At 60.2% G+C, this 13,214-nt stretch carries 14 protein-coding genes; 12 read left to right on the top strand and 2 right to left on the bottom strand.

What is annotated here, in order from left to right:
- Window positions 1-37: 37 nt before the first annotated feature.
- Window positions 38-457, top strand: a complete 420-nt coding sequence (locus E5Q11_RS08750) for a MerC domain-containing protein (protein ID WP_135803008.1) — start codon at window positions 38-40, stop codon at window positions 455-457.
- Between the two features lie 26 nt (window positions 458-483).
- Here E5Q11_RS08750 and E5Q11_RS08745 read toward each other — a convergent pair whose 3' ends face one another.
- Together E5Q11_RS08745 and E5Q11_RS08740 are read right to left on the bottom strand one after the other, a co-directional pair.
- Entirely contained in the window at window positions 484-1,398 is a 915-nt protein-coding gene (locus tag E5Q11_RS08745) for a DMT family transporter (RefSeq protein ID WP_135803007.1), read from the bottom strand.
- A 116-nt stretch (window positions 1,399-1,514) separates the two neighbouring features.
- A complete protein-coding gene (locus E5Q11_RS08740) occupies window positions 1,515-1,784 on the bottom strand; it encodes a ComEA family DNA-binding protein (protein WP_135803006.1) in 270 nt (89 codons plus the stop codon).
- Window positions 1,785-2,512: 728 nt separating this feature from the next.
- Between E5Q11_RS08740 and urtA the strand changes: the two genes are divergently transcribed.
- The 11 genes from urtA (at window position 2,513) to E5Q11_RS08685 (ending at window position 13,211) form a co-directional block, all read left to right on the top strand.
- Window positions 2,513-3,820 (top strand): urea ABC transporter substrate-binding protein, encoded by a 1,308-nt coding sequence (urtA, locus tag E5Q11_RS08735; protein WP_135803005.1) that lies wholly within the window; start codon window positions 2,513-2,515, stop codon window positions 3,818-3,820.
- Between the two features lie 91 nt (window positions 3,821-3,911).
- The gene (urtB, locus tag E5Q11_RS08730; RefSeq protein WP_135803004.1) at window positions 3,912-5,510 is read left to right on the top strand and encodes an urea ABC transporter permease subunit UrtB; all 1,599 of its coding nucleotides are present in this window, start codon (window positions 3,912-3,914) and stop codon (window positions 5,508-5,510) included.
- A gap of 3 nt (window positions 5,511-5,513) precedes the next feature.
- Window positions 5,514-6,647, top strand: a complete 1,134-nt coding sequence (gene urtC, locus E5Q11_RS08725) for an urea ABC transporter permease subunit UrtC (RefSeq protein WP_135803003.1) — start codon at window positions 5,514-5,516, stop codon at window positions 6,645-6,647.
- Window positions 6,644-7,468: an urea ABC transporter ATP-binding protein UrtD gene (gene urtD / locus E5Q11_RS08720; RefSeq protein WP_135803002.1), complete on the top strand. Its 825-nt coding sequence runs from the start codon at window positions 6,644-6,646 to the stop codon at window positions 7,466-7,468. The genes urtC and urtD overlap by 4 nt, the downstream gene beginning before the upstream one ends.
- Window positions 7,469-7,485: 17 nt before the next feature.
- A complete protein-coding gene (gene urtE / locus E5Q11_RS08715; protein ID WP_135803386.1) occupies window positions 7,486-8,184 on the top strand; it encodes an urea ABC transporter ATP-binding subunit UrtE in 699 nt (232 codons plus the stop codon).
- Window positions 8,181-9,077, top strand: coding sequence for an urease accessory protein UreD (locus tag E5Q11_RS08710; protein WP_135803001.1), 897 nt, complete (start codon window positions 8,181-8,183; stop codon window positions 9,075-9,077). Before urtE ends, E5Q11_RS08710 begins: the two co-directional genes overlap by 4 nt.
- Before the next feature lie 356 nt (window positions 9,078-9,433).
- A complete protein-coding gene (gene ureA / locus E5Q11_RS08705; RefSeq protein ID WP_135803000.1) occupies window positions 9,434-9,736 on the top strand; it encodes an urease subunit gamma in 303 nt (100 codons plus the stop codon).
- Between the two features lie 10 nt (window positions 9,737-9,746).
- A complete protein-coding gene (locus tag E5Q11_RS08700; protein ID WP_135802999.1) occupies window positions 9,747-10,064 on the top strand; it encodes an urease subunit beta in 318 nt (105 codons plus the stop codon).
- Window positions 10,065-10,252: 188 nt separating this feature from the next.
- Window positions 10,253-11,956 carry an urease subunit alpha gene (ureC, locus tag E5Q11_RS08695; RefSeq protein ID WP_135802998.1) on the top strand — a complete coding sequence of 568 codons (1,704 nt, stop codon included), beginning with the start codon at window positions 10,253-10,255 and terminating at the stop codon, window positions 11,954-11,956.
- Between the two features lie 9 nt (window positions 11,957-11,965).
- Window positions 11,966-12,529 carry an urease accessory protein UreE gene (ureE, locus tag E5Q11_RS08690; protein WP_135802997.1) on the top strand — a complete coding sequence of 188 codons (564 nt, stop codon included), beginning with the start codon at window positions 11,966-11,968 and terminating at the stop codon, window positions 12,527-12,529.
- Complete coding sequence (locus tag E5Q11_RS08685; RefSeq protein ID WP_404802748.1) at window positions 12,504-13,211, top strand: urease accessory protein UreF; 708 nt, start codon at window positions 12,504-12,506, stop codon at window positions 13,209-13,211. The genes ureE and E5Q11_RS08685 overlap by 26 nt, the downstream gene beginning before the upstream one ends.
- The last annotated feature ends 3 nt before the right edge of the window (window positions 13,212-13,214 follow it).

The following is a 13,214-nucleotide window of genomic DNA, read 5'->3' as shown; positions in this document are numbered from 1 at the left end:
TCCGGCTCGATGATTTCGAATCGAAAAGGAAATTCCAATGGTCAATATTACCTCTTCGCAGTGGCTTGATCGCATAGCCGTCAGTATGTCTGGTATCTGTGCCTTACACTGTCTTACGTTGCCCCTGATCCTGATTCTTGCACCCGCGCTGAGCGCTTCATTTTTCGGGGATGCGCTGTTTCACCAGAGCCTTCTTCTGCTGGTTATTCCGTCGAGCATCGCAGCCATCGGGATAGGCTGTAAGCGCCATAAAGACGGAAAAGTCTGGATCTATGGTATCTCCGGGCTCGCCTTAATGACTGTAGCTGCTTTCTGGGGCCACGACCTGGTCGGGGAATGGGGAGAGAAAGTTCTGACTCTTGCCGGCGCCGGCATCCTTGCTGCCGGTCATATCCGGAATCATGCACTTTGCCGCCAGTCACACTGCGATCACAGCCAGGATTCATGCAACCACTGAGATCTTCCGTGGCAGCGCGACAAGACTCAGCGTGCGCTGTTCTTTGAGGCAACAATCACTGCGGCGGTCAGAATCACTGCGCCAGTTATGCCAACGGCGCCCAATACTTCTCCCAGAAAAATCCAGGCCAGAAGGGCAACGAACAGGGGTTCCAGAGCCACGATAATGCTGGACAGGGTGGCCGGTGTTGATTGCATGCCCGCAAAGAAGCTTACGTAACCAATACAGGTTGGCACCACGCCAATGTAGGCCACCATCAACCATTGCCAGACACTCAGGCTGGCCATGCCCTCGAACCCGCCTATTCCCCAGACCACTGGCAGAAGCACAATGGCGGCGGTCAGGAAACAGATAAAGGCAGTGGTGAACACCGGCGCCCCGGTGGAGGAGTAGCGGCTGGTGAGAGTAAAGCCGGCATAGATGAAGGCGGCGAAGACCGCGATCAGAATGCCGGCCAGGCGCAACTCGCCGGCACTTTCGATGTCGCTGATCACCAGCATGGCGGTGCCGCCAATGGCCGCGATCAGAGCCAGAATGGTGATAATGTTGGGCTTTTCACCCAGCAGCGGTGCCGCCATGATGGCGACCAGAACCGGTGACAGGCAAAGCGCAATCAGGGTGGCAATGCCGGCCCCGGTCAGATCAACCGCCAACAGATAGCTGCCCTGATAGAAGGCCTGGAAGACGCCGAGCGCCAACAAAGGTAGCAGCGCTCTTGGTGTGAGCTTCCAGGCGGAGCGTAGCTCGGCCCTGGCATTTCTGGCCTCCACTCGCTGTTCCCGGAGCATCAGAACAAAGAAAAACGGCAGCGCAACCACCAGGCGCAGGAACCCCAGCGAAATGGCCTGCAGATCGGACGCGTTAAACAGGAATTTTGCCACGATGCCGGTGGTTGCCCAGAGCAGCGCCGCCAGGGCAATCAGTAAAGCGCCTCGAATCATTCGATGAAAAGCTCGATCAGTAAGGGATCACGGCATCATAGGTGGGTAGGCAGCGGCTTTCCAGCCGACTTTAGGGGCAGAGAAGCTGCCCCTGAATAACCGATGGATTGACCGGGTTATTTAACGGTCACGCGCTTGGCATTCTTTTCAAGCGTGCGCTCACCAATGCCGTCTACCTCGGTCAGATCGCCAGCGGACTGGAAAGGGCCGTTCTCTGCGCGATAGTCAACAATGGCCTGGGCTTTGGCTTCGCCAACGCCGTCCAGGCTGGCCAGTGTTTCTACGGTTGCGGTATTGATGTTGATCTGGCCGGGCTCGGCCTGGGCAAAACCGGTCATCAGGCTCAGTACCAGCAGCAGAGTGGCGAAAATCGGGGTGCGTTTCATTATGAAGAGCTCCTTGTAGTTAACGGTGGTAAGACATTCGATAATGCATCGTGTCAGGCCGTCAAAGCGCGGAGCTGGTCTGGTCAAATCCCGGGTAAGCCAAAGTGGGGGAGGAGTGCACGGAACCCGGAACACATTCCATGTGAACCAAAGTCCGTGGCTGACCCCGTGCCTGATCCTTCAGGCTGCGACACATCCTGTGCGCTTCGTCCCTGTCGTTCTTCCCTGTAAGCCCCTGTTCCCTGGGCTGCTCTCCCTGCCCGGCACTCAGTGCCTGGCAATTCCCTGGAGACGTCTTCCCTGAGCCAGCTTTCCTTGCCGGCTTCTCATCCCTGACAATGACCATTCTACCCATGCGCTTGCGTACAGAAATCGGACATACGCTCTGAGCTTTGTGAGACATCTCTTACGGATCTGTAATCATTGCCAGAATCAAATAATGAACCGAAATTCAGTAATTTACGCGAAAAAAATCCCGCCCTGTCGTGGCGCGCGGGCACTACAAACGAGCGGCCGTTTTCCGGGCGCGCACATCCCTGGTGCAAAAGCGGTTGCCCTCAGCGCGCCCGCACTGATAAAGGGCGGCCAGGACAGTCGCGGGTGCAGGAGGGTATATAACAAGTCGTTGAAATATGAGAAATAAACCTGGTTGTGGAACGGCAGATGCAACGCGCCAGCGGTGATAACTAGAAAACAGCACCAACCAAACCAGGAAAAGGACGCACATCATGACGATCAAACATCACGTGAAACTGGGCCTCTCTGCACTTGCTCTTTCTGTCTCTCTGAACTCGGTGGCCGCCGAAGACCCGATCAAGGTCGGCATTCTTCACTCGCTGTCCGGCACCATGGCCATCAGTGAAACCGTTCTGAAAGACACGGTTGAAATGCTCATCGAAAAACAGAATGCCGAAGGCGGTGTGCTTGGACGCCAACTGGAAGCGGTTGTGGTAGACCCGGCCTCCAACTGGCCGCTGTTTGCCGAGAAAGCTCGCGAGTTGCTGGCCCAGGAAGAAGTGGACGTGATCTTCGGCAACTGGACGTCGGTTTCCCGTAAATCCGTATTGCCCGTGGTCGAGGAATTGAACGGCCTGCTGTTCTACCCGGTTCAGTACGAAGGTGAGGAGTCTTCCGAGAACGTTTTCTACACAGGCGCGGCCCCCAACCAGCAGGCGATTCCTGCCGTGAACTACCTGATGAACAACATTGGCGTAGAGCGCTGGGTACTGGCCGGTACCGACTATGTGTATCCGCGCACCACCAACAAGATCCTTGAGACCTACCTGATGGACATGGGCGTGGCCAAGGAAGACATCATGATCAACTACACGCCTTTCGGGCACTCCGACTGGCAGAACATCGTGTCTGACATCAAGAGTTTCGGTTCTGCCGGCAAGAAGACTGCCGTAGTGTCCACCATCAACGGCGACGCCAACGTGCCTTTCTACCGTGAACTGGGTAACCAGGGCATCTCGGCTTCCGACATTCCGGTTGTTGCCTTCTCGGTTGGTGAACAGGAACTGTCTGGTATCGACACCGGCCCGCTGGTAGGGCATCTGGCCGCCTGGAACTACTTCATGAGCGTCGACAGCGACGCCAACTACGACTTCATCGACCAGTGGATTGCCCACACCGGTGACGAAGAAGCCGTGACCAACGACCCGATGGAAGCCCACTACATCGGCTTCAACATGTACATCGAAGCGGTGAAAAAAGCCGGCACCACCGATGTCGACGCCGTTAAAGACGCCATCATCGGCGTTACCGTGCCCAACCTCACCGGTGGCTACGCCGCCATGATGCCCAACCACCACATCACCAAGCCGGTGCTGATTGGCGAAATCCAGGACAACGGCCAGTTCTCCGTAGTCTGGGAGACCCCGTCCACCGTGGCCGGCGATGCCTGGTCTGACTACCTGCCCGGTTCACGGGACATGATCGCCGACTGGCGCAAGCCGATGTTCTGCGGAACTTTCAACACCGCAACCGGCAAGTGTGGCGCGTCTGCTGGTGAAATGGCCGCTGAGTCCAACTAAGGCGGGTTGAAGTAAGGCAACCGGGGGTGGCGCCGCTGCCCCCGGTTTTGCGACCGCAACGCAACATACCTATAACAGACAGGATGGAACCATGAGCATCATCCGATCGCTCACCTTGCTGCTTTTTGCCATCATCATGATCAACCCCGCGTTCGCTCAGGACCAGAACACAGATTCCGGCCGGGCCTTGCTGACCAATCTGGCGGAAGCACCGGCCAGCGAAGTAGAGGACGCCATCAAGTCCATTGTCCGCAGCGGCGACGAACGCGCCCGGGGCTGGCTCGAAGCCTACGGTGCTAACCGGCTGAGCCGCATCAAGGACACCGGGCAAGTGGTACTCGTCCTGAATAACCGGGGCCGGGACTGGGAAATTGCCGACCCGCTGACCGGAGAGAACATGGGCGAAATGTCCCGCCGCGAGCTGGACAGAGTCGCCATTAACAATCGTATTCGGGGCCAGCTGGAAGGCATTCTGGCCATTCTGGACCTGAACGCCGCCGACCCCGATGTGCGCGAAGCCTCCGCCCGGGACCTGATGGGGAAGGTCGATGCGGCGCTGGTCGAACCCCTGCAGGCCCAGCTTGAAACCGAGGAAAACGCCGCCGTGCGCGACCGCATTCAAGCGGCCCTGGCAATCTACCGGGTAGGTGAGGGCGACCTTGATGCCGTCGACGAGCTGTCCGGTAGCCTGCACCCTCGCGCCCGCGCCGCTCTCAGTGAAGCGGTTCGCGGCGACAACCCGGCGCTGGCCGCCAAAGCCAGACAGGCCCTGGCCGCCATCGAACAGAAACTCAAACTGAACAGCGCCGCCGAAACCCTGTATTTCGGTCTTTCCATGGGCTCGGTACTGGTACTGGCCGCCATCGGCCTGGCCATCACTTTCGGCGTGATGGGCGTGATCAACATGGCCCACGGCGAATTGATCATGCTGGGCGCCTATACCACCTGGGGCATGCAGCAGTTGTTGCCCGGCCAACCCGGCCTGGCGTTGATCCTGTCGATTCCGGCCGGCTTCATGGTAGCAGCCACCGCCGGCATCATCATCGAACGCAGCGTGATTCAGTTCCTCAAGGGCCGCCCGCTGGAAACCCTGCTGGCCACCTTCGGTATCAGTCTGATTCTGCAGCAGCTGGTGCGCACCGTGATCTCCCCCCAGAACCGCACCGTGGTGACGCCGGAATGGATGAGCGGTTCGCTGGTGATTAACGATGCACTGTCGCTGACCCTCAACCGCATGTACGTGCTGGCCTTCGCGTTGATTGTGTTTGCCGGGCTGATGCTGATCATGCGCAAGACCCGCCTGGGTCTGGAGGTGCGCGCCGTCACCCAGAATCGCAACATGGCCCGCTCCATGGGCATCCGCGCCACCCGGGTGGACATCCTGACCTTCGCCCTGGGCTCCGGTGTGGCCGGCCTGGCCGGTGTGGCGCTGTCCCAGCTCACCAATGTGGGCCCCAACCTGGGCCAGAACTACATCATCGATTCTTTCATGGTGGTGGTGTTCGGCGGCGTCGGAAACCTTTGGGGCACGCTGATTGCGGGTCTGTCGCTGGGCACCATCAATCAGCTGCTGGAGCCCTGGGCCGGTGCCGTCCTGGCGAAGATCATCGTGCTGGTGTTCATCATTTTATTCATCCAGAAACGGCCGAAGGGACTCTTCCCCCAGAAAGGCCGGGCAGCGGAGGGTTAAGTTATGTGGTTAACGCGACCTCTGCGTGAACGTTCCACGCAACTGTTTCTGGGTGTGCTGTTCGCAGCGCTGGCCGTGGTCACGCTGCTGCACCTGACCATGCCGGAAGACAGCCCGTTCTATGTCAGTTCCTTCACCGTCACGCTGATGGGCAAGTACCTCTGCTACGCGCTTCTGGCGGTGGCGGTGGACCTGGTGTGGGGTTACCTGGGCATTCTCAGCCTGGGCCACGGGGCGTTTTTCGCCCTGGGCGGGTACGCCATGGGCATGTACCTGATGCGCCAGATCGGCGACCGGGGCACCTACGGCGACCCGATACTGCCGGACTTCATGGTGTTCCTGAACTGGCAGGAACTGCCCTGGTTCTGGCACGGTTTCGACATGGCCTGGTTCGCCTTCCTGATGGTCATCCTGGCGCCGGGCCTGCTGGCCCTGGTGTTCGGTTTCCTGGCTTTCCGCTCGCGGGTGACCGGGGTTTATCTGTCCATCATCACCCAGGCGCTGACCTTCGCGCTGATGCTGGCCTTCTTTCGCAACGAAATGGGCTTCGGTGGCAACAACGGCCTGACCGATTTCCGCGATCTTCTTGGCTTTAACCTGCGCACCGACGCCACAAGGCTGGGGCTGTTTATCGCCTCCGGCATCGCCCTGGCGATTGGTTACCTGATCTGCCGTGGCATCGTCACCAGCAAGCTGGGCCGGGTCAGCGTGGCTTGCCGCGACGCCGAAGCCCGGGCCCGCTTCCTGGGTTACCGGGTAGAGCGGGTACAGCTGTTCGTGTTCGTGGTCTCCGCGATGATCGCCGGTGTGGCGGGCGCGCTCTACGTGCCCCAGGTGGGCATCATCAACCCCAGTGAGTTCTCGCCCATTTTCTCCATCGAGATTGTGGTGTGGGTGGCCCTGGGCGGCCGCGCGACCCTCTACGGCGCCGTCATCGGCGCCATTCTGGTGAACTACGCCAAAACCGTGTTCACCGGCGTAATGCCGGATGCCTGGCTGTTCCTGCTCGGCGGCCTGTTTGTGCTGGTTACCGTGTTCCTGCCCCGCGGCATTGCCGGCCTGCTGGCCAGCCGCCGCAAAAAACAGGACGAGCCGACTGATACAGACTCTGACACCGGCAAGGAGGCAACCGCATGAGCCTGTTTGAAGAATTTGCCAACCGGGACCGGGTATTCGAGTTTCTGACGCCTGTTGAATCCCCGGTAGACGTCCGCCACGGCCCGATCCTGTACCTGGAAGATGTGAACGTCAGCTTTGACGGCTTCAAGGCCATCAACAACCTGAACCTGACCATCGACGACGGCGAACTGCGCTGCATCATTGGCCCCAACGGCGCGGGCAAAACCACCATGATGGACATCATCACCGGTAAAACCGCCCCGGACACAGGCTCCGTCTGGTTCGGCAGCCGCCATAACCTGCTGCGGATGAACGAACCGGAAATCGCCAGCCTGGGTATCGGCCGCAAGTTCCAGAAACCCACGGTGTTTGAAGCCCTGACCGTGTTCGAAAATCTGGAACTGGCCATGGCCACCGACAAACGCATCATCCCCACGCTGCGGGCCATCATGCGGCCGGAATACCGCGAACGCATCGACGAAGTGCTGGAAACCATCGGTTTGAAGGACCTTCGCGACAATCTGGCGGGCATCCTCTCTCACGGCCAGAAACAGTGGCTGGAAATCGGCATGCTGCTGATGCAGAAACCCAGACTGCTGCTGGTGGACGAACCCGTTGCAGGCATGACCGAACAGGAAATGGAACGCACCGCCGAACTGCTTACCAGCCTGGCGGGCAAACAGTCCGTGGTGGTGGTGGAGCACGACATGGGCTTCGTGCGCTCCATCGCCCGCAAGGTGACGGTGCTGCACCAGGGCAGCGTGCTGGCGGAAGGCAGCATGGACCAGGTCTCCAACGACCCGGAAGTCATCAAGGTCTACCTGGGGGAGGAAGCCTGATGTCGGATAACAACCTGATGCTCAAAATCGACAAACTCAACCAGTTCTACGGCGAAAGCCACACCTTATGGGATCTGGAACTGGATGTGCCCCAGGGTAAATGTACCTGCGTGATGGGCCGCAACGGCGTGGGCAAAACCACCCTGATGAAATGCGTGATGGGTGAAGAAACCGTCAAAAGCGGAAGCATCGAATTCGCCGGTGACGTAGAGCTGACCAAAAAGAAAGTGGAAGACCGCTCCCGCCTGGGCATCGGCTACGTGCCCCAGGGCCGCCAAATCTTCCCGCTGCTGACCGTGGAAGAAAACCTGCGGGTGGGGCTGGCGGTGCGCAAGGACGGCAGCAAGAAAATCCCGGAACGGATCTACGAACTCTTCCCCGTGCTCAAGGAAATGAAAAACCGCCGGGGCGGCGACCTCTCCGGCGGCCAGCAACAGCAACTGGCCATCGGCCGCGCCCTGGTGATCGAACCCAGGCTGCTGATCCTGGATGAACCGGGGGAGGGCATACAGCCCAACATCGTCACCCAGATCGGCGAGGTTATCCGCCGGCTGATCGAAGAAGACGGCCTGACAGTTCTGCTGGTGGAACAGAAGCTGCCCTTCGCCCGCAAATTCGCCGACCACTTCGCCATCATGGACCGCGGCCGCCGCGTCGCCGGGGGCGAGATTGGCGAGCTGTCTGACCAACTGATCAAGAAGCACCTGACGGTATGACAGTCTACGAGCGCATTCCCAGGCACATGGATTCGGGCCACCGCTTCGACCAGACGCGGCGCTGGGCCGCCACCCTGTCCCTGGGCTTCGAAGCCAGGCAGGAACGGGAACAGACCGTCACCCGCATGACCCGCATCCGCCACCAGGGCCCATTGCGGGTGCAGCGGCCTTTCTACCCCGAAGGCAAAGCCGGCTGCTGCCACGTTTATCTGCTGCACCCACCGGGCGGGTTAGTTAGCGGTGACTCACTGGGCATAGACGTATCCGTGGGCCCTGGCGCCCTCAGCCTGGTCACAACGCCCGCCGCCGCCAAGCTATACAAGGCCGACAGCAACGGCGTGGCCTGGCAGCAACACACAAAGCTGAACGTAGCGGAAGGCGGCACCCTGGAATACCTCCCCCAGGAAACCCTGGCCTTCAACGGCTCCAAAGGCGAACAGACCACCACCATTGATTTGGAAACTGGCGCCAAGTGCATAGGTTGGGAAGTTCTGGCCCTGGGCCGCCCGGTGGGCAATCTGCCTTTTGTTACCGGGCACCTGGAACAACGCTTCCGCCTGAACATGAACGGCAAGCCGTTATGGCTAGAACGCCAGATCCTCGACCCCCTGCATGCCCGCTTCCAGGGCAAATGGGGCCAGGGCGGCGCAACGGTTCAGGCCACCCTGTGGGTCGTCGGCCTGGAAGACGAAGCCGCTGCCATCGAGCAAATCCGCGAACAGTTACCCGCCTCTAACCGCTGGGCCGTCACCCGGCGCCGTGGCGTGGTGCTATTGCGGTACCTGGGCAATGAACGCAACGAAGCCTGGTCGGTTTGCCAGCAAGCCTGGGTGTTACTGCGACCGCTATTGACCGGTTGCTCAGCGGTTGTTCCGAGGATTTGGCTGACATGAAATTTTGTGCGGGAACAGGGCGGGTGGGTCCGTTCGGGGCACGCTGTGAACCCATCCATGGGCGCTTGAGAAAAACATCCATGTTTTTCACATCCCCGAACGGACCCACCCGCCCTGTTCAGCGGAAATTTGAGTTAGCGCACTAGCTCGATGAGAACACTGACTGTTTGCCAGATTCGACCACTCGGATTGGCAGGCTAATTCAAGAGATAGACAAGGTAGGAGGGGGGAACTGCTTCCGGGATCGTCAAAAACAAGGATGTTTTTGTCGAGCGTACATGGACGTATTCACAGCGTATCCCGGAAGCAGTTCCCCCCTCCTGCCGACGAACTCCAAAGCAGAGGGAGAACAAAAAATGGAACTAACCCCAAGAGACAAAGACAAGCTGCTCCTTTTCACCGCAGCGTTATTAGCCGAACGCCGCAAAGCCAAAGGCCTGAAACTCAATTACCCCGAGGCCGTCGCCCTAATCAGCGCCGAAATCATGGAAGGCGCCCGCGAAGGCCGCACCGTGGCTGAAATGATGACCGCCGGCACCGAAATCCTCACCCGCGACGACGTCATGGAAGGCGTGGCCGAAATGGTCGACGAAGTCCAGGTAGAAGCCACCTTTCCCGACGGCACCAAGCTGGTCACCGTCCACAACCCGATTGTCTAAGGAGCTCGCCATGATCCCCGGAGAATACGATTTAAAAGACGGCGACATCGAACTCTGCGAAGGCCGCGAACGCATCACCATCGAAGTCGGCAACACCGGCGACCGCCCGGTTCAGGTTGGTTCCCATTACCATTTCGCGGAAACCAACCCCGCTCTCGATTTCGACCGGGCCAAAGCGAAAGGCTACCGCCTGGACGTAGCCGCCGGAACCGCCATCCGTTTCGAACCCGGTCAGACCAGAGAGGTCACCCTGATTCCATATGCGGGAAATCGGGAAATCTACGGTTTCCGCCAAGAAGTCATGGGCAAGTTGGACACAAAGAGCTGAAGGCAAAACAGAATTTTGGGGGCGGGCCGGAGAAGGCTTTCCGGGAATGTGCGGAGCCATGGATGGCGGAGCCCAAGCGCACATGGATGTGCTTGTAGCGTTTCCTGGAAAGCCCTATCCGACCGGCCCCGGCTCCAAAGCATCAGGCCACCAGAACCCAGGCACCCAAGCAAAAAACGAGGGATAGCATGAAAATCACAAGACAGGCTTATGCAGACATGTACGGCCCCACCACCGGGGACCGAGTCCGCCTGGGCGACACCGAACTGTGGATCGAAGTGGAAAGCGACGCCACCCACTACGGCGACGAAGTAAAATTCGGCGGTGGCAAAGTCATTCGTGATGGCATGGGCCAAAGCCAGCGGGCCGACGACACCGTGATGGATACCGTCATCACCAACGCCCTGATACTCGACTGGTGGGGCATCGTAAAAGCCGACGTCGGCCTGCAAAAAGGCCGCATCGCCGCCATCGGCAAAGCCGGCAACCCCGACACCCAGCCAGACGTCACCATCGTCATCGGCCCCGGCACTGAAATCATCGCCGGTGAAGGCAAAATCCTCACCGCCGGCGGCATCGACGCCCACATCCACTTCATCTGCCCCCAGCAGATCGAAGAAGCCCTGATGAGCGGCATCACCACCATGCTCGGTGGCGGCACCGGCCCCGCCACCGGCAGCAACGCCACCACCTGCACCCCCGGCCCCTGGCACATCGGCAAAATGCTCCAGGCCGTGGACGATATGCCCATGAACATCGGCTTCCTGGGAAAAGGCAACGCCAGCCTGCCGGAATCCCTGGAACTGCAACTCAAAGCCGGGGCCATGGGCCTGAAGCTGCACGAAGACTGGGGCACCACCCCCGCGTCCATCGACAACTGCCTGACGGTCGCGGACAAATTCGACGTTCAGATCGCCATCCACACCGACACCCTGAACGAATCCGGGTTTGTGGAAGATACGCTCGCAGCGTTCAAAGGCCGCTGCATCCACACCTACCACACCGAAGGCGCAGGGGGTGGCCACGCCCCGGACATCATTACCGCCTGTTCCAAGGACTACGTGCTGCCGTCCTCGACCAACCCCACGCGGCCCTACACCGTGAACACCATCGACGAACACCTCGACATGCTGATGGTGTGTCACCACCTGGACCCAAACATCCCCGAGGACGTGGCCTTCGCCGACTCCCGCATCCGGCGGGAGACGATCGCCGCAGAAGACATCCTCCAGGACATGGGCGTGATCAGCATGATCGCCTCGGATTCCCAGGCCATGGGCCGGGTTGGGGAAGTGGTGTGCCGCACCTGGCAGACCGCCCACAAAATGAAAGTCCAGCGCGGCCTGCTACCGGAAGACCAGGACCTGGGCGCCGACAACCTGCGCGCCAAACGCTACATCGCCAAATACACCATCAACCCCGCCATCACTCACGGCATCGCTCACGATGTCGGCTCCGTGGAAGTGGGCAAGCTGGCGGATCTGGTGCTATGGGACCCGGCCTTCTTCGGCGTAAAACCCGCGCTGATTCTGAAGGGCGGCATGATTGCAGCGGCCCCCATGGGCGACCCCAACGCCTCCATCCCCACGCCACAACCGGTGCATTATCGAATGATGTTTGGCGCATTCGGCCGCGCGGCCAGCGCCACGCGACTGAGCTTTGTCAGCCAGGCGGCATTTGATGCGGATATCGGCAAGGAACTGGGGCTGAACAGCACGCTCTCCGCCTGCAAGAACGTGCGCAACGTGCGCAAAGGCGACCTGAAACTGAACGACGCCTGCCCGCACCTGACCGTGGACCCACAGACCTACGAAGTACACGCCGATGGCGAACTGCTCACCTGCGAGCCCGCCACCGAACTGCCATTAGCACAGCTATATCATCTGTTTTAGGAGCCCAACATGCTGGAACTCACACAACGATTGGGCCTGGTAGACGCCAGCGAAATCCACGACCACCTTACGCTGCCGTTTGAACTGCGCATGCGCGGCCGCCTGCGGGCCAGAACCGATACCGGTCAGGACGTCGGCCTATTCCTCGACCGCGGCCCGGTTCTGCGAGACGGCGCCTGCTTGCAGGCCGAAAGCGGCGAAGTCATCCGCATCCGGGCCGCAGACGAACCGGTGGTCACCGCCTACATCGAAATGGGCCTGCCCATGGCAAGGCTGTGCTACCACCTGGGTAACCGCCACGTTTCGCTGGCCATCGGCGAAGAAATCACTGCAAAAAATGGAACCCGCGGCTGGGTACGCTTTCCGCCGGACCACGTGCTCGAAGAACTGGCCGAACGCCTGGGCGCTACCCTGGTTCACCACCAGGCCCCCTTCGACCCGGAACCCGGCGCCTACTCCCAGGCAGGGCAGGGGCATGCACACAGCCATGACCACAGCCACTCGCATAGCGAATCCCACAGCCGTTCCCATAACCAGGTGCATAACCATGACCACACTTATGCTCGCAGATAGCAACCAGACCGCCGTTGACGACATGGCTCTGCTGGGCCTGATGCAACTGGTCAGCCCCGCACTGCCAATCGGCGCCTTCGCCTGGTCCCAGGGCCTGGAAAGCGCCTTTGAACTGGGCTGGGTGAACAACGAACAGCAACTGGGCGGCTGGCTCGAAGGCGTACTGGAAGACGGCCTGACCCGCTGCGAACTCCCCCTGCTGGCCCGGCTGCAAAGCGCCTGGGCCGAACAGGATGCAGACGCGCTGGCCCACTGGAACGCCTGGCTGCACGCCACCCGGGAAACCGCCGAACTCAGCGACGAAGACCTGCGCCTGGGCGCCGCGCTCGCCCGCCTGCTGGGTAGTCTTGAACTGCTGCCCCCGGAAGACTTAATGCCCAACGAACCCGGCTACGTCACCCTCTTCGCCTGGGGCGCCACCCTGCGAAAGGTACCGGTTCGTCAGACCCTGCTCGGCTTTTCGTGGGCCTGGATGGAAAACCAGCTGGCCGTCGCCTGCAAAGCCATGCCCCTGGGCCACACTGCCGCCCAGCGACTGACCGAACAGCTACGCCCGAAACTGGTGGAAGCGGTGAATAACGCTTTGCAAATGAACGATGCCGAACTCGGCCCAATCATCCCGGGCCTGGCGCTTGGCAGCGCCCAACACGAAACACAGTACTCACGACTGTTCAGAAGCTAAGGA

This window comes from Marinobacter confluentis, from assembly GCF_004785685.1.
Classification (GTDB): Bacteria; Pseudomonadota; Gammaproteobacteria; order Pseudomonadales; family Oleiphilaceae; genus Marinobacter; species Marinobacter confluentis.
The sequence above is the reverse complement of the archived record's forward strand: the minus strand, read 5'-3'. Positions and strand labels throughout refer to the sequence as shown.